Consider the following 19,147-nt stretch of genomic DNA (forward strand, 5'->3'; position numbering starts at 1 on the left):
TATGAAGATCCACAAACCATTAATGATTGTCGTCTGCGCCTTCCTATTTGCACTAGCAAGGGCCTCGGCTCAGACCGTGACGTTTAAAGTGACCGAAACAGCGTCAGCATCCGTTCGATTGAAGGATCGGTCGGTACATGTGGATGTCCGCGATACCATCTTTGGTTTAACGTCCCAAGACATAGAACTCGATACAGAGAGCGCTCCTCATATTGGCGTGGATGATTACGGCTTCGATGGAACCAGGGGCTTTTCTGTGTGGTATTTGGACGAAGGAATGGCAACGAGCACGATATCGCGTGTTTTTCTCTACTCGCCAAACAGACGTGGTTTCGTGGAAATACGTCCGAAATGCGCGGATGAGTTCGTCAATTTGCGGGTCGATCGCGTTAAGCATGTACTCGTGAGCACGTACTATGACGGGAACGAACCGAAGCTTTGCAGGACGGAAACTAGACGGTTGAACCGATGAAGAAATTGCGCTGTCGGCTTCAGGTAAGAAGTTTAGATTTCAACCCATTGTGGAACGATGCCACGACACGTACCCGAGGTCATGTGAGCGGGCTAAGAAGCTTCGCTCCCTAAAGGCAAAGGACATTTTATGCGACGCAAATTCATAATCGCCATTGGCGCTATTTCTTGCTGTCTATCGGCTAGCGTCTTTGCGTCATGTCAACGCGCGAATCTATCACTATCTAAAGTCAGCAACGGCCGCGTACTCGTTGAAGCCCGCCCCGACGACGAAGGCGGCGGGACGATCACGCTGACGGTATTAGTCGGAGCTGAAAAGCGCGCCTGGGCAAGAACAGTCTATGCGGACTCAGCCTATCAGCTTTCGCTGGATTCATTGATCGATTTCGACAATGGCATCAGTCAAGGCCTTGGTGTCACCACTGGCGAAGGGCGCGATGCAAACGGAATGCACTATTGGAAGATCTCGAAGGACGGACGATCTATAACTGATCTCGGAAGTGCTCCCTTGTTGGCCAAGGACAGATTCATGCAGGGTTATTTTTCCGGCTTGACGTCGAGCAGCGGTGAATTTCAAGCCATAAGATACTTTTATAGAGTGAAGGGCGAAAGGCTGGATCTGCACCGCGCAATTGGCTTCAATTGGAATGATGACTCAACGGGGATAGCAGTTTCGATGGAAATACAGTCCGAGGAGGCCATGAATGCTATCCGGGAGCGAGCACTGTCCAATACCGAGATCGAACAATGCCAGAGAGGATCGATTAATTGCTGGTAGCTCTCGAATTAGAAAGGATAGTCCAGCCTTTGCAGGACCCTCCGCCGACGCCCGCGGCATATCCTGGCACATATTGTTGGTCATGTGCCGCAGATCCCTTGGTGCCTTGTCACTTTTCTCTGGTTCCGTCTATTCATGCACTGTGCCAAGCCTGCCTGATGCCTGGACAAGTGCTATCTGATAGCGGCAGAAGCGAAGAAGGCGAGAACCGAAACGGCGTTTCTTGAGGAAAGAAAACCTGTCTTCGCGGGCTTGGTGCGGGCATGCATCACTAGTGTTGACGGTCGCCTGTTCCGAATAACAGTTGACTCACCCGGCGACGTCGCCCAGCGTCCGCAAACAAATCAGCGGCCTCCATGCTCCGGAAAGCCGCCGATATCTCATCAACTTTCTAAAACGGCAACTGCGCGTCCGGCTTCTCCGCCAGAATCACCCGACGAAAGTCTTCCTGAATGCGCTTAAGCGCCGCGTCGTTGTCCGCTTCGAAACGCATCACGACGACCGGCGTCGTATTCGACGAACGCGCCAGCCCGAACCCATCCGGGTACTCGACACGCAGACCGTCGATCGTCAGCACGTCGTCCGCGCCAGTGAACTTCGCCGATTTCTGCAGACGCGCGATCAGCTCGAAATTTTCGCCCTCCTGCAACTTCAATTGCAGTTCAGGCGTGGAAAGCGAATTCGGCAGATCGTTGAGCAGCTTGCTCGGATCGGCCACGCGCGACAGGATTTCGAGCATACGCGCGCCGGTGTACAAACCGTCGTCGAAGCCGTACCAGCGATCCTTGAAGAACACGTGGCCGCTCATTTCGCCCGCGAGCGGCGCGCCCGTTTCACGCAGCTTCGCCTTCACAAGCGAATGGCCGGTCTTCCACATGACCGGCTCGCCGCCCTGCTCGCGCACCCACTTCGCGAGATTGCGCGTGCACTTCACGTCGTAAATGATCTGGCCGCCCTTGTTGCGCGACAGCACTTCCTGCGCGAACAGCATCAACTGGCGATCCGGATAGATGACCTGCCCGTCCTTCGTGACGACGCCAAGACGGTCGCCATCGCCATCGAACGCAAAGCCGATTTCCGCGTCCGTTTCCTTGAGCGCCTTGATGACGTCCTGCAGATTCTCCGGATGCGCCGGATCCGGATGATGATTCGGGAAGTTGCCGTCGATCTCCGTGAAGAGTTCGACCAGCTCGCAGCCGAGCGCCTTGAAAAGACGCGGCGCGAGACCGCCCGCGACGCCGTTGCCCGTATCGACGACGATCTTCATCGCGCGCACCGGCTTCACGTCCGACACGATGCGGTCGAGATACATCTGCGACACGTCAAATTCGGTGTACGTGCCTTCGCCCGTCGTGAAGTCGTTATCGACGATGCGCTTGTACAAGCCTTGGATCTGATCGCCGTAGATGGCCGCGCCGCGCAGCACCATCTTGAAGCCGTTGTAGTCGGGCGGATTGTGGCTGCCCGTCACGACGATGCACGAATCGACGCGACGCTCGCCCGAAGGCAACGGCAGCGGCACGCTCGCCGCGAAGTAGCCGACCGGAGTCGGCACCATGCCGATATCGACGACATCGACGCCCGCCGCGCGCAGGCCATCCGAGAGTGCGCCGACGAGTTCGGGACCGGAGAGACGACCGTCGCGCGCGACCACGACCGAATCGCCGCCCTGCTTTTTGATCTCGCTGCCGAACGACTGGCCTATGCTCTTAGCGACGTCCTTGTCGACCGTCTTGCCGACGATCCCGCGAATGTCGTAGGCCTTGAAGATGGATTGGGAAACTTGGCTCATGAGATGGCTACCTCCTCTCTATTAATTGATGGTTTCTCGGCGATGCAGCCATGAGGGCATGCAGGTCGTGACGGTTGGCGCGCCGCTGCAATGCACAGCGCGCGCGAACGACTGCCAGATGACGTATCGAATTCTGCCTATGCGTCTGGTAAACCAATACGAAAGAAACAATTCGAAGCAAATGGATGCAAAACCGGCGCAGCGGGCGGCCCACGGATCGCACTTATAATCGCTGTCTTTCGGCGCTCTGGTGGTTGCGCTCGCTCTGACGAAGCCGGTTGGAGCCTGCGCGTTCATTCTAATCCAATGCTCAAACGCTCTTTCGCCTCGATGCCTTCGAATGAGGCGCGTCTGCGTGCAAACACACAAAACTTGACCGATCGCTCGTTTGCGCGAGGCGGTCAGGCCTGGGTAGCACGCGCCGTGCCCGATTACGCCGAGCGCTTCACCGCATGAAGGCGCTCACGCGCTCCGGCAATCCGGACGTCGCCCGCGCGCTCGCCAACATCGTCTGGCTCGGGCTGGAGCGGCTCACGCAGATCGCGGTCGCCATCGTCATCTCCGGTTTGCTCGCGCGCTACCTCGGCCCGGACGACTTCGGCAAATGGCAATACGCGAACACGCTGCTGCTCGTCATCGCGCCGATCACCTGGGTGTGCGGCGCGGAGATTCTCGTGCCGACGATCGTCAACCGCAAGCCCGCCGATACCGGCGCCGTACTCGGCAGCGCGTTCGTGCTGCGCATGGGCGTGTCGGTCGTCGCACTCTGCGTAACGTGGATCTGGATCGCCGCCGGCGGCACCGACCCGATGGTCGGGCTGATGCTCGCCGGACTCGCCGTCACGATGCTCTTTCGCGAGCCGTTCATCGGCGTCGTCAATTCGTGGCTGCAAAGCCTCACCTACAGCAAGCCGCAGCTCATCGCGAGCATGGCGGCGGCCATCGTCAAGGCGGCGCTCGTCTTCGCGCTCGTGCGCATCGCGGCCGCGCCGTCGAGCTTCGGCTGGCTCTGGGCGCTCGAAGCCGCGGCGATCAGCGCCGCGCTCGTCGCGTACTACGTGCGCCGTCACGGCGGCACGCTCGGCTGGCGTTTCGACCGCGCACTGTTCAGACATTTCGCGAGCGCGGGCACGGTGTTCTGGCTCGGCCTCATCTGCATGTATCTGTTTCTGAAGCTCGACCGGCTGATGCTCGCGCATCGCGTGTCGTTCGCGGAGCTCGGGCTTTACTCCGCCGCGCAGCAGTTGAACGAGAACTGGATCGCGCTCGCGCTGATGCTCTCGCAGACCATCGCGCCGGCGTTCGTGTATCGCGTGCAGGAAACCGCGCGCCTGAAGCGCAATCTCGTGCGCCTCTTCGCGATGACCGCCGCGCTGATGATCGCGGGCGCGGCCGTCCTCGATGCGCTCGCGGGCTTCATCATCGCGCGCGTGTTCGGACCGAATTACGCGGGCGCGGCGGACATCTTCCGCTGGGCCGTGTGGCTTTCGGTGCCCGCGGGCATCGAAGCGATCGGCAATCTCGTCGTGCTGAAATATCAGGCGAAGTATGTGCTGCTGTCAAAATGGCTTTTCGCGCTCGCGGTCGCGTTCGCGGTGAACTGGTTCGCGATACCGCGCATGGAAGGCTACGGCGCGCTGATCGGACTCGCGGCGGGTTATGTCGCGGCGGCATCGGTGAATTTCTACTACATCCGTTTTCGGCTGCGCGCATGAACGAACTCCACGATGTCGCCGTGCTGATGCCCGCGTTCAACGGCCAGGCCGATGTCGAACGCACGCTCGCGTCGTTTGGCGAAACGTCGATGGTGAACGTGCTCATCGTCGACGATGGCAGCACGCCGCCTATCGTCGCGCCCGTCATCGACGGCATGAACATCGACATTCTGCGCATGCCGAAAAACGGCGGCATCGAGCGCGCGCTCGAAGCGGGCATCGCGGCGCTGTACGCGCGAGGCGTCCGTTACGCGGCGCGCATCGACGCAGGCGATCTCGCGACGCCCGCTCGCCTCGCGAAGCAGCGCGCGTATATGGAGGCGCATCCGCGCGTCGCGGTGCTCGGCATGTGGACGCACGTCGTATCGACCGATGGCGCGCCGCTCTTCGATCTCACGCCGCCCGCCGATCCCGCCGCGATCCGCCGCATGATGCTCGCGCGCACATGCTTCACGCATCCGTCGCTGATGCTGCGCATCGACGCCGTGATCGAAGCGGGCAACTATCGCGCGCAGTATCGCGCCGCCGAGGATCTCGATCTGATCCTGCGTCTGCTACAACGGCACGACGGCGCGAATCTGCCCGAGTTCGGTCTCTTCTACGAACTGAACGAAAGCGGCATCAGCGCGACCAAACGGCGTGCGCAAATCATGTCGACGCTGCGTCTGCAACTGCGCCATTTGCGCGTGACCAATCCGCTCGACTGGGCGGGCGTCGCGAAGAGCATCGCGCATCTCGTTTTGCCGTATCGCGCGTTGCGTGGATTGAAGGCGCGCTTGCTGAAGCGCGCATCCGCCGCGTGAACCTATTCCTGACTTCCGGATGACCAAAGAAAAGTCGAATCTTCGTATCGCCCTCGTGTGCAACACGGCGTGGGCGATCTATACCTACCGGCAAGGCGTGCTGCGCATGCTGACCGCGCGCGGCGCGCAAGTCACGATCATCGCGCCGCGCGACCGCACCTTCGAGCCGCTCACCGAAATGGGCTGCCGCTGCGTCGAGTTGCCGGTCGCATCGAAAAGCACCGATCCGCGCGATGACCTCAGGACGCTCGCCGCGCTCTTTCGCGAATATCGTGCGACGCGTCCGCATATCGTGTTTCACTATACGATCAAGCCGAACATCTACGGCTCGCTTGCCGCGATGCTCGCGCACGTGCCGTCGATCGCGGTGACGACGGGTCTCGGCTACGTCTTCATCCAGAAGAGCCGCACGGCGCAGGTCGCGAAGCGGCTGTACCGTTTCGCGTTCCGCTTTCCGCGCGAAGTGTGGTTCCTCAATCGCGACGATCACGAAGCCTTCCTGCACGAGAATCTGCTCGCGCATCCGGATCGCGCGCGGCGTCTGCACGGCGAAGGCGTCGATCTCGACGAATTCGCGTTGGAGCCGCTGCCCGCGCGCGAGGATTTCGTGTTCATCCTGATCGGCCGTCTGTTGTGGGATAAAGGCGTGGCGGAATATGTCGAAGCCGCACGCAGGATTCGCGCGAAGTTTCCGCACGCGCGTTTTCAGTTGCTCGGGCCGGTCGGCGTCGACAATCCGAGCGCGATCAGCCGCACCGACGTAGAAAAGTGGGAAGCGGAGCATATCGTCGAATATCTCGGCGAAGCGAACGACGTGCGGCCGCTCGTCGCCGCGGCGGATTGCGTCGTGCTGCCTTCGTATCGCGAAGGCGTGCCGCGCACGCTGATGGAAGCATCGGCGATGGGCCGCCCGATCGTCGCCACCGACGTTCCCGGCTGCCGCGAAGTGGTCGAGGACGGCGTGAACGGCCTGCTCTGCGAGGTCAAAAGCGCCGACAGCCTGACCGAAGCGCTCGAGCGCATGCTGACGCTCTCCGCCGACGAGCGCGCCGCCATGGCGCGGCGCGGCCGCGAAAAGGTCGCGAGCGAATTCGACGAAAAAAATGTCGTCGAACGCTACAAGGGCACAATACATGCCATTACCGGCATTTCACTTTGATTTCATGCAATCGGGAGAGCACAAGATGAATGGCAATCAGCCGACGAAGGGCACGATTCTCGTCACCGGCGGCGCGGGCTTCATCGGTTCGCATACGTGCGTCGAACTACTCGACGCGGACTATGGCGTCGTGGTCATCGACAATCTCGTCAACAGCCGCGCGGAGTCGTTGAAGCGCGTCGAGCGCATCACGGGCAAGAGCGTCACGTTTTATGAAGCCGATGCCCGCGACGAAGCCGCGCTCAACCGGATCTTCGACGCGCACGCGATCACCGGCGCGATCCACTTCGCGGCGTTGAAGGCCGTGGGCGAATCGGTCGCGAAGCCCATCGAGTACTACGAGAACAACATCGGCAGCCTGCTCGCGGTGCTCAAGGTCATGAAAGCGCGCGGCGTGCGCAACTTCGTGTTCAGCTCGTCCGCGACGGTGTATGGCGTGCCGAAGAGCGTGCCGATCGACGAATCGTTTCCGCTTTCCGCGACGAACCCCTACGGCCAGAGCAAGCTCATCGCCGAGCAGATCCTGCGCGATCTCGAAGTGTCCGATCCGTCGTGGCGCATCGCGACGCTGCGCTATTTCAATCCGGTCGGCGCGCACGAGAGCGGTTTGATCGGCGAAGATCCGGCGGGCATTCCGAACAACCTGATGCCGTATGTGGCGCAAGTGGCCGTCGGCAAGCTCGCGCAACTGCGCGTGTTCGGCAGCGATTACGATACGCACGACGGCACCGGCGTGCGCGATTACATCCACGTCGTGGATCTGGCGCGCGGGCATATCGCGGCGATCGATGCGCTCAAGAAGCTCGACCGCAGCTTCGTCGTGAATCTCGGCACGGGGCAAGGCTATAGCGTGCTCGATGTCGTGAAGGCGTTCGAGGCCGCGTCGGGCAAGCCGGTTCCGTATGAGCTCGTGCCGCGCCGTCCGGGCGATATCGCCGCCTGCTACGCCGATCCGGCCGCCGCGGCGGAACTGATCGGCTGGCGCGCGGAGCATGGCATCGAACGCATGTGCGCGGATCACTGGCGCTGGCAGTCGCAGAATCCGCAAGGGTTCGCTTAAAAGCGTCGAGGCGCTGCGCTTTGCGCGCGGCGCCGCTTTTTTCCATCGGTTCTATTTCATGCTCAGTTTCGCGCTTGCTTTTCTGGTCTCGCTCTTCGTGACCTTGTTGATCGTGCGCTTCGCACACCTGCAGGAAGGCGTGCTCGGCGACACCGATCTCGCCGGCGTGCAGAAGTTTCACGCGCGGCCCGTTCCGCGCATCGGCGGCGTGGGCATCATCTGCGGGCTCACGGCATCGGCCGTGCAGTTGCGATGGGGCTATCCGGCCGTATCGGGCGGCATTCTCGGCATCGTCGCGTGCGGCTTGCCGGCGTTTCTCTCCGGGCTGATCGAAGACCTGACCAAGCGCGTCTCGCCGCTCGCGCGCCTCGTCTGCACGATGGCCGCCGCGGGCCTCGCCTATGCGTTCCTGAACATCGCGGTCACGCGCATCAGCGTGCCGCCGCTCGATTTCCTGTTGTCCTACGCGGTCATTTCATGCGCGGTGACGGTGCTCGCCGTCGCGGCGCTCGCCAACGCGGTGAACATCATCGACGGCTTCAACGGCCTCGCATCGATGGTCAGCTTCATGATGTTCGCCTCGCTCGCCTATGTGGCGTTCCAGGTGCACGATCCGATCGTGCTTTCCGGCTCGCTCATCATGATGGGCGCGGTGATGGGCTTCTTCATCTGGAACTTCCCCGCCGGGCTGATCTTTCTCGGCGACGGCGGCGCGTACTTCGTCGGCTTCATGCTGGGCGAACTCTCGATCATGCTCGTGATGCGCAACCGCGATGTCTCCGCGTGGTATCCGGTGCTGCTCTTCATGTATCCGATCTTCGAGACGTGCTTCTCGATCTATCGCAAGAAGTTCATTCGCGGCATTTCGCCGGGCATTCCGGACGGCGTGCATCTGCATATGCTCGTCTACAAGCGTCTGATGCGCTGGGCCGTCGGCGTGAAAAACGCGCATGAGCTGACGCGGCGCAATTCGCTGACGTCGCCGTATCTGTGGCTGCTGTGTCTCGTCGCCGTGATTCCCGCGACGCTCTTCTGGCGGCATACGGTGCATCTGTTCTGCTTCGTCGTCGTGTTCGCGGCAACTTACGTGTGGCTCTACATGAGCATCGTGCGCTTCAAATCACCGCGCTGGCTCGTGTTTCGCCGGCCGCACACGGTGAAGAAATGAAGCGACGCCGCCTGAGTTCCAGGCGGCGTTTTTCATTCGAAGCCTTATTTCAGGTGCTTTGCGAAGAAATCCGCGGTGCGGCCGTTGGCGAGTTGCGCGGCCGCCGCGTCGTAATGCGCGCCCTGATTGCGCGCGAACGCGTGATGACAGCCGGGATACGTGTACACCTCGACATTCGGCTGCCCCTTCACCGCCGCCAGCACGCGGTTGCGCGCATCGGCGGGAATGAATTCGTCCTCTTCCGCGAGATGCAGCATGAGCGGCACCTTGATCTTCGGCAGTTCGGCGAGGTATTGATCCGTGCCGCCGCCGTAGTACGAAACCGATGCGTCGACATCCGTGCGCGCCGCCGTCAGGAACGAGAGCAAGCCGCCGAGACAAAAGCCGACGGAGCCGATCTTGCCCTGCACTTGTGAGAGTCCGCGCGCGAAACCGATCGTCGCCGCGATGTCCTCGACGCCCGTGTTCACGTCGAATGCGTTGTAGTACTTGAGCGCCTGCTGCCATTCGGCTTCGGTGCGATCGGTGAGTTCGACGTTCGGCTCCAGCCGCCAGAAGAGATCGGGGCATAGCGCGACGTATCCCTGGCGCGCGTATTCGTCACAGGTTTCGCGCATGTCGGCGTTGATGCCGAAAATTTCCTGAATCACGATCACGGCCGGCGCGGTCGTTTGCGCGGGATATGCGACGTAAGCGTCGAAATTGCCATCGGGGATGGAGATGCTGAGCGTCTCGGACATGGGAAGTCTCCTGGATGATGAAGCGAGCCCATCATATCCAAACTTTCCCGCGCCGCGCTCGAAGCGGACCACTCATCTCGGCGATGATCGCGAGTCCCCGGATGAATCGAGCGTATCGATCGATCGGGGCCTTGCATGCGTGTCGCGCCGAACCGCCCATGCCATTTCCCTTCTGCGAGGGTCGATTGTTATCGAGTGGCTCGCGCGGCCGGAACCGCGCGTCCTCGTGGGCCTGCTTCCCCGGCATCGCGGGGCACCTCGTTCCGGCGTGTAGCACGCACATCGCGCATATTGAGTGGTCTCAAGCCGGATCGGACCGCTTCCGGCCATTGCATCTTCGGTCCATCGAACGGCGGCGATCCGCCAGAATGCCGTGCTTTGCGGACATCGATTCGAAGCGTCCGATGAAGCGTGGTCCGGCGCACACGCGCTTCCGTCGTTTCGCGCCGAAGACTAGTCGCAAGACGCCGCCGCAACCGCGCACGACAAGAGCCGCTGCTATATTCGACGCAAAAAATAGGGGTGCCGGGGCCGTCATGCGCAACAAGTTCGCCGTCGTCTGGATCTGGCTTTGCCTGCTTCCGCTCGCGTTCGACTTACGAAGCGTCGAGACGGCCAGCAAGGCCATCGATGTTCTGCTCACCGTGACATCGATGGGCGCCGCCTGCGCGATGCTGCTCATCGCGCCGCGCTTCGCGCGCCGCTCGCGCATGCGCGGGTTCGTCAGCGCGCTCGTTCTGCTCACGATATTCGGCAGCGTCGCAACCCAATGGCTGCAAGGCAACGACGCCGGCAACTACGCGCGCGTCGTGCTGCCGTTCCTCTTGATGCTGCTCGGCTATTTCGTAGGCTGCCGTCCGTGGGATGCGCAGCGTCTTGCGCAGATCGAACGCGCGATGGTCTGGTCGATGATCGCATCGCTCGTGTTCGGCGGCGGTTTCGGCATGGCGATGCCTGGCGGCATCGACACCTTGAGCATTCGCGTCGTCCCGGTCACGTTCCTTTGCCTGCAAGGGCTGTTGCTGCACGAAATCGTCTTCGCGCAGCGCATCGGGAAGCTGGCCGGGCTGTTTTTTCTCGCGACGATCGTCATCGAGATTCTGTTCGGCACGCCGGGCCTCCTGGTCGGCACCGTGCTGCTGATCGCTTATGCGACGTGGCTCGCCGCGCCTTCGCTGCGCGCGTTCTTCGCCGCCGGTCTGCGCGCGGCCACGATCCTGACGCTGCTGATCGCGATGGCCACCGCGACGGCCACGTTCTTTCCGACGATCGGAGCCCCGTGGATGAAGCGTCTGTCGCTCGTGCAGGATGCGCCGCCCGCACGCGATCCGGTGATGATCGCGCGTCTCGCGGAAATGAAGGATCAGGTCGATCAGACTACGTCGTCGGCGATCTCGACGATCGTCGGCATGGGCTACGGACACGACTATCGCTACGCGCCGTCGTATCTGCCGGATCTTGCCGGCGACATCAGCGAGCAGGACTTCTACGCCTTCAAAAAATGGGCGGCCGGCCGCGACTTCTGGGTCTATCAGTTCTTCGCAGGCGGCGTGCTGTTCGGGCTCGCGCTGCCGATCGCCATTCTGTGGGCGCTCTGGCGCGGTTCGCGGGCGTATCGCGCATGGCGGCACAGCACGCCCGATGCGCCCTGGCTGCCGGTGCTCGGCCGTGCGCTCTTCGTGCTCGCTGCGCTGCCCGCGACGTCGATCGGCGGTAATCCGCTCGGCGAGCGTTTTCCGGGGCTGATGTTCGGTGTCGCGCTGGGTCTCGTCGTCGCGTCGTATGCGCGCATCGCGCATGGCATCCACGCGCGCGCCGCCGAAGCGGCCGGTCGCACGCCGCAGCAAAGCGCGCCTTTTTACGGCGCGCCGCCCGACATGCATCCGCAAGACGGGCCGCTCACGGAGATACGTCCGGCGAATCCGCCGCGCGCGTCAGGTTCGCTGCCCGCGCAGTAAGGTCCGTCCGCTCACTGCGCGCGCAGATGTGCCCGCAGATAAGGCGCGAAGCCGTTTTGAACGGAGATGATCTTCGTCGCGCAGTCGTCGAAATCCGAGCCTCGCGCGCGCTCGTCCTCGAACATGCCCTTGCATTGCGCAAAGAGCGAGATCGTCGCGCCGTCGCCGTTCGGGACGCGCGTCGCCGAGAACACCGGCTTGCCGGTGTCCGAAGGCACGTCGGTTTCGATCGCGGCATTGTCGGCGCGTGTCAGGCGTTCCTTCGAATTCTGCTCGACGTAAGTCTTCGTGAGCTTCCAGGCCGCATCGCACTGTGCGGCGTCGCGGCATGCGACGGTCGCATTGCGTTGCGCCGTATCGAGCGATTGCTGCGAGAGCAGGAACGTGCGTTCCTTCGTCTGCTCTTTCTCGACGGACGAGCACGCGGTGAGGACGATCGAAGCGACTGCGAGAGCGATGAGCTTTTTCACGGACGGAAAGCCAAAGAATCAGGTCGGACGGCGATTATAACGACGCCCGCTTTCGGCAACCATTTGCGTGCGGTATCGCGCGATCAGGAGGAGACACATGAAACACGCGCTTTTGTGGCTGGCCATCGCGGCCTTCGCGCCGTCGTTCGCGTATGCGGGCGATTCGGCCGATACCCCGTCGATGGACGCGCTGCTCGCGCAACAGAACGGCTATGTGGGCAATCCGGCGGGCGGCGCGCGGCTGCGTCCGGGCACGCGCAAGGCCGACGCAAAAGCGATGATGATGCCGCGAAGCGCGGCGACGCTTTATCCGGCGCCTTCGGGTCTGAAGGCGCCGGCGTCGAATGCCGCGCGTGCGCGCGACATCTACAAGTCGCCGTATTGAACTGAGAAGACTTACTCCGCGATGCTCTCGTAGCTGTAATAGCCCGCGTAGGTGCTGCCCATCAGCACCTTCGATTGCGGCACATCGGTGAGGAGCACGCCCTTCATGTGCACGCCGCCGTGATAGAGGCGCTTCATCGTTTCGCCGATTTCCTGCACCTGATTCTTGCCGTGCCGCACGACGAGCAGGCTCGTGCCCGCGTGCCGGCCGATCACGGTCGCGTCGGTGACGGCGAGCACGGGCGGCGTATCGATGACGACGAGATCGTAGAGCTGCTTCAGTTCGCCGAGGATTTCGCCGAGCCGATCGCTCGCGAGCAGTTCCGCCGGATGCGATGGCAGCGAGCCCTTCGGAATCAGATCGACGCCGGGCAACACGTCGTGAACGATGACGTCCATCGCGTTGGCGCCCATCAGCACGTCGGATAGGCCCGGCGTGTGGCGCACGCCGAAGTGCGAGTGGATGTCGCCGCGGCGCATGTCGCCGTCGATCAGCAACACCCGCTTTCTCGTCGATGCGACGAGCGTCGCGAGATTCGCCGACAGAAACGACTTGCCCGCTTCGGGCCGCGATCCGGTCAGCATCACGACGTTGTTGCGCGCTTCGCCGAGCTGCAGTTGCAGCGACGTGCGCAAGCTGCGAATGCCTTCGACGGCCGCATCCCCCGGCGCCTGCGCGGCGAGCACGTGCATGCCTTCGCGGCGCATGCCGACCTGACGTTGCAGACGAAGCTGCTGCGTGCTGCGCGGCACGATGGCGAAGACGCGCGTGCCCAGTTGCCGTTCGATGTCTTCGGGACGCTCGACGCCGCCCCACAGCGACTTGCGCACGAACGCCGCGATGATGCCGAGCACGAGGCCGATGCCCGCCGAGATCAGGATCACGAGCGCGCGCTTCGGACGCACGGGATCGTCGGCGGGTTGCGCGAGATCGACGATCCGCACGTTGCCGACCTGTCCCGCCTTCGCGATGCGCAATTGCTGCGCGCTGTTCTGCAGGTTCGCGTAAAGCTCGCTGTTCGAGCGCACGTCGCGCGTATAGCGCAGCGCGGTCTGCTCGGTATCGGGCAGCGTCGACACGTTCTTGCCGAGGCGCGTCTGCGCGGCGGTGAGCGATGCAATCTGCGCATCGAGCGCCTGCACCGACGGATGATTCGCCGTGAAGCGCAGCGACAGTTCCGCGCGCTGTTGCTGAAGATCGGAGAGCTTCGTCTTGTTGTCGACGATCTGCTGCAGGAGCAAGCGGCTCTCTTCGGAGAGATCGACGGAACCTTGCTTGTTGCGAAACGCGCTCAGGCGCTGCTCGGCTTCATCGAGCTGCTTCTTCACGAGCGGCAGTTGCTGCTCCAGAAACGCGAGCGTGTGCTCCGCTTCGGCCGAACGCTTCTGCGCGTCCTGCTCCACATAACGATTCGCGATGTTGTTGACGATCGCCGCGATTTGCTTCGGATTACTACCTTCCAGAGATACGCCGATGATGCCCGATTGCAGTGCGGTCTCCGCCACGGTCAGGCGCTGCTGAAGACGGTCGATGGTCGTGATCGTCGAGAAGCGTTGCAGTTCGAACTGCACGCCGGGCTTGCCGTCGAGCTTGTCGACCTTGAGCGTCACCGGGCCTTGCGGCGTCGCGCCCGACACTTCCTTGCCGACCTGCCCCGTCAGCACGATCAGTCCGTTCGGATCGCGCAGTTCGTAAGCGCCGCGCTCGAGCGCGACGAGTGTGAACTTCCTGTCGTAGAGCTCCTTCGGCGTGTCGAAGAGCGGCACGTCGATGGCTTCGCCGCCCCACGCGAAGCGCGACAGATAACCCTGCGGAATCGGCCGGTTCAGCATCGCGAACACGTTGCCGACGAGCTTGCCCACGACCGGCAACACGCGCGGCGAGGCATCGATATCCAGATGCAGACGCCGCACCGTATCGTCGATGACGAGTCGCGAGCGCAGCAGTTCGATCTGCGCGGCAGTCGAAGTCTTCGTTTCGGTGAGTTGCGGAACGGCGGCTTGCAGCGCCTTGGCGCCGGCGTTCGCGTTGTTCGTGTTGGCCGGCTCGTCGACCTGGATCATCGCGTCGGCCTTGTAGGTCGGCGTCGCGAGATACGCGTAAGAGGTGCCGAGCGCAATCACGGCGAGCATGACGAGCGTCACGAGCTTCCAGTTGAGCATCGCCGCGGCCAGGTAATCGGACAGGCGCAGTTCGTCACCCGTCGATACGTCCACGTATCGCGTATCAAAGTTCATCGACATGATCTCGCTCGCTTATATTTTTTAAGTCGAACCATGATGCTCCGGCGCGCCCCGCGCGCGCCGGTCAGACACTTGATGCCAGATGCTTACTTCGTCAACACGGCCGCCGTCAAACCAGCGTTGATCGCCGGCAGCAGCAGGTTGAGCACGCGCGAGAAGCGCACGAGCCCGTTGTTGTCGACATAGACGACGTCATGCGGCTGCAGCTCGAAGTTGTTCGCGAGCAGCATCGACACCGGCGACAGCGCGTCGAGCTTGTAGACCTCCGGCTGGTCCGTCGCGCCGTTGCGGATCACGTACAGCTCGCGCGGGTTCGACGTTTCCGGGTTGAAGCTGCCCGCCTGCGAGATCGCGTCCGACAGCGTGAGCTTGCCGTTGCGCATCGGGATGACGGTGGCCGGCTTGGTCACTTCGCCCATCACGTAGACGCCGTTTTCGTCGCGCGAATCGACACGCAGCGCATCGCCCGGCTTGAGCATGATGTCCGACGGGCTGCGGCCCTTCGACGTCATGCCGGCCATGTTGATGTGATACGTGACGCCATCGCGGATCAGCGTGACGCGGCTCTGATCCGCCGTCGTCGCGAAACCGCCCGCGCGGCCGATCGCCTCGGTGAGCGTCATCGGAATGTCGTTGATCTGCTGCGCGCCCGGCGTGCGGACATCGCCGTCGATATACACCTGCGACGCGCGGAACGACGCGACGCGCACCGTCACCTGCGGCTTCACGAACACCTTCGACAGCTCGGCATACAGCTCGCGCTGAACCTGCGTCTCGGTCTTGCCCGCGACGTGCAGCGGCTTGTTCACGTACGGAAATTGCAGATTGCCGTCGGCATCGACGACGAAGCCGGGCGCGGCATCCGACGTGCGCGTCTGGTTCGCCGGCTGGCCGAGCGCCGCGACGAGTTCCGGGTGATCCCAGACCGTGATCTGCAGCACGTCGCCGACGCCCAGCTTGTAAGGCGCGGGCTTGCCGTAGAGCGAGGCGTTCGGATCGCCCGTCACGGACGGCTGCGCGGCGCGCATCTTCTTCACGAGCGCGGCGTCGATCGTCGTGATCGGAATGTTGGTGGTCGTGGCCGGATCGCCCTGATCGTTCGACGTTTCGACGAGCTGGGCGGGCTTTTCCATGTGCATGCCCGGCGAGAGCCCGCAACCCGTCAGGATCACGGCGACGGAAGCTGCCGCAGCCAGGCTCGTGAGGCGGAAGATACGCGACACGTTGGTGTTGGCGGCCATGGAGGTGGTGCCCGGTTGTTGTTGGTTGTGCATGATGGTCGTCCCCTGCATCAGTAAGCGTTGGTGTGGCGTAGTCCCTTGAAGATCGTTGCGGCGATGATTCTCATATCGAGTCCGAACGACCAGTTACCCAGATAGTACAAATCGTGAGCGACGCGTCCTTCCATCTTTTCGATCCGATCCGTTTCCCCACGAAAACCGTTGACCTGGGCCCAGCCGGTGATGCCTGGCTTGATCCGGTAACGATGGATGTACCCCGATACGACCTTCTGATACAGGTCGTCATGTTCGAGCGCGTGTGGACGCGGGCCCACGACCGACATGTCGCCGCGCAGAACGTTGAAGAACTGCGGCAGCTCATCGAGGCTGGTGCGGCGCAGGAACGCTCCGACACGGGTCACGCGCGGATCGTTGCGCGTGGCCTGGCGAAGCACTCCGGCCTGTTCCGTGTGCAGGCGCATCGAACGGAACTTGTAGATGGTGAAGACGCGGCCATCCGCGCCTTTGCGGTTCTGCCGGAACAACACCGGCCCGCGCGAAGTGAGCTTGATTGCGAGCGCGATGCAGATGAGCGCCGGCGAGACCGCGATGATCGCGCCGAGCGCGAACAGGCGGTCGAAGATTTCCTTTTGCAGCTGCGCCGACGCCGACAACGGCGTCGCGACGAGATTGATCGCGGGCTGGCCGAGCAGATCGGTGACGCCGCTTTCGAACAGCGCGAGGCTGCGCACGTCGGGGATGAAGCGCACGTTGATGAGATCGTCGCGGAATTCGTTCACGAAGCGCAGGATCGTGGGCTCCTCCGACAGCGGCAGCGCGAGCCACACTTCATGGACGTTCTGCGCGCGCACGAAGGCGACGAACGCGTCGAAATCGTCATACACGGGCAGGCGCGTGTTCAGACGCGACTTGCCCGCCGCCGCGTTGAACGCCGCGCACATGCGAAAACCGGTGTCCTGCGAACGCTCGATCTTGCGCAGCATCGAATCGCAATGTCTGCCGCAGCCGACGATCGCCACTTGCTGCAGGTTCAGGCCCGCGTTGCGCATGTGCGCGAGAATCGCGTGCGTGATGAGACGGCCGGCGATCATGAGGCCGCCGGACATCGCGGTCCAGTAGGCGAACCAGAGGCGCGACACGTAGTCGAGCCGATGCAGCGAGAACATCAGCGCGAGCGCGCAGCCCTGCACGACGAGCCAGCCGAGCGAGACCTGACACGCAAGCTGAAGCTTGCTGCGGCCGCGCCACGACTGGTAGACGCCGAAGCCAGGAAAGAGCGCAAGCGAGAACGCCGCCGCGAACGCGACGAACGCCACCGAATAGGTGTGTGCCTCGATGTACTCGAACCTGATTTGCGACGCCACTGCCGCACCGCCGACGATCATCAAGACGTCGAACAGGCGCGCGAGCAATCCCTGTAAATCGCGCATGTTTTTTTCCCCGGAACGCAATCAGCCCTTTACCGCCCTTCAGTCTCCTCCTCGCGTTAGCCCCGTCTTCTTCTTGTGAACGGTTGCAAGAAAGTCTTCTGCCTTCGAACGCTCAACTGCGCCCGTAGGTGTCGTCGAAACGCACGATGTCGTCTTCGCCGAGATAGCTCCCCGACTGCACTTCAATGATTTCGAGCGGCACCTTGCCCGGGTTCTCCAGACGATGCCGCACGCCGAGCGGAATGAACGTCGATTCGTTCTCGGAGAGCAGAAACTGCTCTTCGCCGCGCGTGACGAGCGCCGTGCCGCACACGACGATCCAGTGTTCCGCGCGATGGTGATGCATCTGCAGCGACAGCTTCGAGCCCGGCGACACAACGATGCGCTTGACCTGGAAGCGCTCCCCGTGCTCGATCGAATCGTAGAAACCCCACGGGCGGCGCACCTTGCGATGCGTATCCGCTTCGGGCGCGTGCTGCTCGCGGATGCGCGCAACCAGCCCCTTGATGTCCTGCACGCGCGAACGGTCCGCGACGAGCACGGCGTCGTCCGTCTCGACGACGATCACATTGGTCGTGCCGACACACGCGACGAGCCGTCCGCCTTCGGAGCGCGCATAGCTCGATGTCGCGCCTTCGAACACGACGCGGCCGCTCGCGACGTTGCCCGATTCGTCCTTGTCCATCGCGTCCCACACGGCGTCCCACGAACCGAGATCCGACCAGCCCGCGACGAGCGGCACGACCACGCCGTCGCACGGCTTCGTCGGCGTGCCGATGTGCTCCATCACCGCATAGTCGATCGAGTCGGACGGCGCGCGCCCGAACTGCGCCGCCTGCGGGCGGAAGAACTTGCCGTCGGCCTCGCCCTCCTGCGCGGCGGCCGAGCACGCCGCGTGCATGTCGGCATTGAGCTTTTGCAGCGCCGCGAGCCACACGCTCGCGCGCACGACGAAGATGCCGCTGTTCCACCAGTACGTGCCCGCCGCGACGTATTGCGCCGCGAGTTCCGCCGCCGGCTTTTCGACGAAGCGGTCGATCTCGTGCGCGCCGTCATCGAGCGCCGCGCCCAGACGGATGTAGCCGAAGCCGGTGTCGGGGCGCGTCGGCGGAATGCCGAGCGTCGCGATCACGCCGCGCTCCGCATGTTCCGCCGCGATCGCGATCGCGCGATGCAGCGCCGGAATATCGGCGATGGAGTGATCCGCCGGCATCGCGACCATGATCGCGTCCTCGCCGTCCTTCACCGCGGCAAGTGCCGCGAGCGTGAGCGCGGGCGCGGTGTCGCGGCGCGCCGGCTCGACGATGATGCGTGCATCGACGCCGGCTTCGCGCGTCTGTTCTTCCGTCGTGAACCGATGCTCTTCGCCGCACACGATGATCGGCTCGCCATCGACCTTGAAGTTGCCGGCAAAGCCTTTGAGCCGCGACACCGTCGCCTGGAGCAGCGAGTCACGTCCGACGACGCCGATCAGCTGCTTCGGGAATTGTTCACGCGACATCGGCCACAGGCGCGTGCCCGAGCCGCCGGCGAGGATCACAGGGACGAGGCGGCGGCACGGCCCGGCCGCCTTGGCCGGGCCCGCCTCCACACCTGCTGCTCCCTGCTTCACCCCACCTTCCGTGCGTGCTTCATTCGTCATAAAGAACTCCTGCCTGCCTGTTCGTCCGAACGGCGAACCGTTCGGGAAATGATTAAGTGCCGGACCGATCGGGTCCGGCCAAAGGTCCGACG

At 63.0% G+C, this 19,147-nt stretch carries 16 protein-coding genes; 9 read left to right on the top strand and 7 right to left on the bottom strand.

Annotated features, from left to right (window positions below; translation table 11 throughout):
- Position 1 precedes the first annotated feature (1 nt).
- On the top strand, positions 2–472 hold the full coding sequence (locus QCE49_RS10020) for a hypothetical protein (protein WP_250457489.1): 471 nt from the start codon (positions 2–4) through the stop codon (positions 470–472).
- Positions 473–601: 129 nt separating this feature from the next.
- Entirely contained in the window at positions 602–1,249 is a 648-nt protein-coding gene (locus QCE49_RS10025) for a hypothetical protein (RefSeq protein WP_250457488.1), read from the top strand.
- Between the two features lie 391 nt (positions 1,250–1,640).
- On the opposite strand, the gene QCE49_RS10030 is transcribed toward QCE49_RS10025, so the two are convergent.
- Positions 1,641–3,041 (bottom strand): phosphomannomutase/phosphoglucomutase, encoded by a 1,401-nt coding sequence (locus QCE49_RS10030; protein WP_250457487.1) that lies wholly within the window; start codon positions 3,039–3,041, stop codon positions 1,641–1,643.
- 452 nt (positions 3,042–3,493) lie between these two features.
- Here QCE49_RS10030 and QCE49_RS10035 point away from each other — a divergent pair, with 452 nt between their 5' ends.
- From QCE49_RS10035 to QCE49_RS10055, 5 genes are read left to right on the top strand one after another with little or no spacing between them, the layout of a single operon-like run.
- Positions 3,494–4,756, top strand: a complete 1,263-nt coding sequence (locus tag QCE49_RS10035; protein WP_034472769.1) for an oligosaccharide flippase family protein — start codon at positions 3,494–3,496, stop codon at positions 4,754–4,756.
- On the top strand, positions 4,753–5,559 hold the full coding sequence (locus QCE49_RS10040) for a glycosyltransferase (protein ID WP_250440066.1): 807 nt from the start codon (positions 4,753–4,755) through the stop codon (positions 5,557–5,559). Before QCE49_RS10035 ends, QCE49_RS10040 begins: the two co-directional genes overlap by 4 nt.
- 19 nt (positions 5,560–5,578) lie before the next feature.
- Entirely contained in the window at positions 5,579–6,718 is a 1,140-nt protein-coding gene (locus QCE49_RS10045; protein ID WP_250457486.1) for a glycosyltransferase family 4 protein, read from the top strand.
- A 25-nt stretch (positions 6,719–6,743) separates the two neighbouring features.
- The gene (gene galE, locus QCE49_RS10050) at positions 6,744–7,778 is read left to right on the top strand and encodes a UDP-glucose 4-epimerase GalE (RefSeq protein ID WP_034472825.1); all 1,035 of its coding nucleotides are present in this window, start codon (positions 6,744–6,746) and stop codon (positions 7,776–7,778) included.
- Positions 7,779–7,836: 58 nt separating this feature from the next.
- Positions 7,837–8,946: a glycosyltransferase gene (locus QCE49_RS10055; RefSeq protein ID WP_033537192.1), complete on the top strand. Its 1,110-nt coding sequence runs from the start codon at positions 7,837–7,839 to the stop codon at positions 8,944–8,946.
- A 44-nt stretch (positions 8,947–8,990) separates the two neighbouring features.
- Here QCE49_RS10055 and QCE49_RS10060 read toward each other — a convergent pair whose 3' ends face one another.
- Complete coding sequence (locus QCE49_RS10060) at positions 8,991–9,686, bottom strand: dienelactone hydrolase family protein (RefSeq protein WP_008342514.1); 696 nt, start codon at positions 9,684–9,686, stop codon at positions 8,991–8,993.
- Positions 9,687–10,222: 536 nt separating this feature from the next.
- Here QCE49_RS10060 and QCE49_RS10065 point away from each other — a divergent pair.
- On the top strand, positions 10,223–11,644 hold the full coding sequence (locus tag QCE49_RS10065) for a hypothetical protein (RefSeq protein WP_309805928.1): 1,422 nt from the start codon (positions 10,223–10,225) through the stop codon (positions 11,642–11,644).
- Positions 11,645–11,655: 11 nt separating this feature from the next.
- Here the strand turns inward: QCE49_RS10065 and QCE49_RS10070 are convergent, their stop codons facing one another.
- Complete coding sequence (locus tag QCE49_RS10070; protein WP_034472777.1) at positions 11,656–12,114, bottom strand: hypothetical protein; 459 nt, start codon at positions 12,112–12,114, stop codon at positions 11,656–11,658.
- Positions 12,115–12,211: 97 nt separating this feature from the next.
- Here QCE49_RS10070 and QCE49_RS10075 point away from each other — a divergent pair, with 97 nt between their 5' ends.
- Positions 12,212–12,499, top strand: coding sequence for a hypothetical protein (locus tag QCE49_RS10075; RefSeq protein WP_250457484.1), 288 nt, complete (start codon positions 12,212–12,214; stop codon positions 12,497–12,499).
- An 11-nt stretch (positions 12,500–12,510) separates the two neighbouring features.
- Here the strand turns inward: QCE49_RS10075 and QCE49_RS10080 are convergent, their stop codons facing one another.
- The 4 genes from QCE49_RS10080 to QCE49_RS10095 all read right to left on the bottom strand — a co-directional run bounded on the left by QCE49_RS10080 (position 12,511) and on the right by QCE49_RS10095 (position 19,055).
- The gene (locus QCE49_RS10080; protein WP_250457483.1) at positions 12,511–14,742 is read right to left on the bottom strand and encodes a polysaccharide biosynthesis tyrosine autokinase; all 2,232 of its coding nucleotides are present in this window, start codon (positions 14,740–14,742) and stop codon (positions 12,511–12,513) included.
- An 86-nt stretch (positions 14,743–14,828) separates the two neighbouring features.
- Positions 14,829–15,983 (bottom strand): polysaccharide biosynthesis/export family protein, encoded by a 1,155-nt coding sequence (locus QCE49_RS10085; protein ID WP_008342525.1) that lies wholly within the window; start codon positions 15,981–15,983, stop codon positions 14,829–14,831.
- A gap of 50 nt (positions 15,984–16,033) precedes the next feature.
- Positions 16,034–17,413: an undecaprenyl-phosphate glucose phosphotransferase gene (locus tag QCE49_RS10090; protein ID WP_008342527.1), complete on the bottom strand. Its 1,380-nt coding sequence runs from the start codon at positions 17,411–17,413 to the stop codon at positions 16,034–16,036.
- A 112-nt stretch (positions 17,414–17,525) separates the two neighbouring features.
- Positions 17,526–19,055, bottom strand: coding sequence for a mannose-1-phosphate guanylyltransferase/mannose-6-phosphate isomerase (locus QCE49_RS10095; protein ID WP_239295211.1), 1,530 nt, complete (start codon positions 19,053–19,055; stop codon positions 17,526–17,528).
- Positions 19,056–19,147: the final 92 nt, after the last annotated feature.

Origin of the sequence: Caballeronia sp. LZ008 (assembly GCF_031451435.1) — a bacterium.
In the GTDB taxonomy this organism is placed as follows: domain Bacteria; phylum Pseudomonadota; class Gammaproteobacteria; order Burkholderiales; family Burkholderiaceae; genus Caballeronia; species Caballeronia zhejiangensis.

Excerpts from the sequence above, each read along its gene's own strand:
- QCE49_RS10025 (WP_250457488.1), top strand. The coding sequence starts at position 602 with ATGCGACGCAAATTCATAATCGCCATTGGCGCTATTTCTTGCTGTCTA.
- QCE49_RS10045 (WP_250457486.1), top strand. The coding sequence starts at position 5,579 with ATGACCAAAGAAAAGTCGAATCTTCGTATCGCCCTCGTGTGCAACACG.
- QCE49_RS10030 (WP_250457487.1), bottom strand. The coding sequence starts at position 3,041 with ATGAGCCAAGTTTCCCAATCCATCTTCAAGGCCTACGACATTCGCGGG.
- QCE49_RS10065 (WP_309805928.1), top strand. The coding sequence starts at position 10,223 with ATGCGCAACAAGTTCGCCGTCGTCTGGATCTGGCTTTGCCTGCTTCCG.
- QCE49_RS10040 (WP_250440066.1), top strand. The coding sequence starts at position 4,753 with ATGAACGAACTCCACGATGTCGCCGTGCTGATGCCCGCGTTCAACGGC.
- QCE49_RS10095 (WP_239295211.1), bottom strand. The coding sequence starts at position 19,055 with ATGACGAATGAAGCACGCACGGAAGGTGGGGTGAAGCAGGGAGCAGCA.
- QCE49_RS10080 (WP_250457483.1), bottom strand. The coding sequence starts at position 14,742 with ATGTCGATGAACTTTGATACGCGATACGTGGACGTATCGACGGGTGAC.
- QCE49_RS10075 (WP_250457484.1), top strand. The coding sequence starts at position 12,212 with ATGAAACACGCGCTTTTGTGGCTGGCCATCGCGGCCTTCGCGCCGTCG.
- QCE49_RS10060 (WP_008342514.1), bottom strand. The coding sequence starts at position 9,686 with ATGTCCGAGACGCTCAGCATCTCCATCCCCGATGGCAATTTCGACGCT.
- QCE49_RS10035 (WP_034472769.1), top strand. The coding sequence starts at position 3,494 with ATGAAGGCGCTCACGCGCTCCGGCAATCCGGACGTCGCCCGCGCGCTC.
- QCE49_RS10020 (WP_250457489.1), top strand. The coding sequence starts at position 2 with ATGAAGATCCACAAACCATTAATGATTGTCGTCTGCGCCTTCCTATTT.
- QCE49_RS10055 (WP_033537192.1), top strand. The coding sequence starts at position 7,837 with ATGCTCAGTTTCGCGCTTGCTTTTCTGGTCTCGCTCTTCGTGACCTTG.
- QCE49_RS10090 (WP_008342527.1), bottom strand. The coding sequence starts at position 17,413 with ATGCGCGATTTACAGGGATTGCTCGCGCGCCTGTTCGACGTCTTGATG.
- galE (WP_034472825.1), top strand. The coding sequence starts at position 6,744 with ATGAATGGCAATCAGCCGACGAAGGGCACGATTCTCGTCACCGGCGGC.
- QCE49_RS10085 (WP_008342525.1), bottom strand. The coding sequence starts at position 15,983 with ATGGCCGCCAACACCAACGTGTCGCGTATCTTCCGCCTCACGAGCCTG.